This is a genomic window from Glutamicibacter sp. AGC84, from assembly GCF_053543575.1.
In genome coordinates, this window is the sequence record NZ_JBLVOC010000005.1 from 129,250 (window position 1) to 130,177 (window position 928).

The 928-nt window shown below is 60.1% G+C and carries 1 protein-coding gene; it reads right to left on the reverse strand.

The features are described from left to right. Positions 1–26 precede the first annotated feature (26 nt). Positions 27–755, reverse strand: coding sequence for a nicotinamide mononucleotide transporter (locus ACNPN0_RS02375; RefSeq protein WP_434693122.1), 729 nt, complete (start codon positions 753–755; stop codon positions 27–29). Between the last annotated feature and the right edge of the window lie 173 nt (positions 756–928).

Consider the following 928-nt stretch of genomic DNA (forward strand, 5'->3'; position numbering starts at 1 on the left):
GTGGTCCAACGCCATTTTTGCGAAGCCTAGGAAACGCCGTTGCTTCCGTGCTGCTTGTTCAGCTTCGCCAAGGTAGCTTCCTTGGCGGCGTCCAGTGCCAGCTCGGCCTCGGAGAGCTCTGCAATGCCTTGACCGGCCTGGCCGGCGGCTGGCAGATTGCGCCATAGGAAGAAGCCGTACAAGGCTGCCAGGGCGATGAATACGAAGAGGCCCATCATGCCCAGCATCGGGGAGATCAGGAAGTACACGACCAGATCGGCGATGGCCGCCACGGCCAGCACCAGCCAGCCGGCACGCACGCCGCGGGCAACCATGACAAATGAGGCGAAGAGGGCCGAATCAGCGAAGTACAGGACCCAGATTTCCGGGGTCGCGCTCATGAAGCCGCCATTGAACAGGAACGGGCCGAAGCGCAAGGCGACCAGCAGGATCAAGCCTACGAGCAGTCCAATCGCGGACCACACGGTCACCGGGGTGCCAGTGACCATGCGGGTGAATTTGCCCTTGAGCTCGTAGCGGGAGAAGCGCCAGAGGCCGAAGATTGCGATCAGCAGCAGCGGAACGGCGTAGATCAGGCCCAGCAGGTCGAACTGCATCGAAGAAATGACCGGGCCAACGAAGACACCCAGGATCAGGGTCCACCAACCCAGGTCGTTGCGGTGCGCCAGCAGTGCTGCGGAGACGAAGACGAGCAGCATGCTCGCAGCCGAGAGCAAAATCTGGACAAAGGAACTACTGCTGTCGGCGGTAGCCATGAAAAGGGTTTCTAAGATGGAATCCACAGCGCTCTTCACTTGGTTGATCGAGAATGACAGGTGCTAAAGCACCCCTTCGATGCTAACGGTGATTTCTGTGAGGACGGCAAGATTACAAGGTTGGCTGCGCCACATTGCAGCGGACGCCCAGCTTGGTTAACGACGTGGGGGGG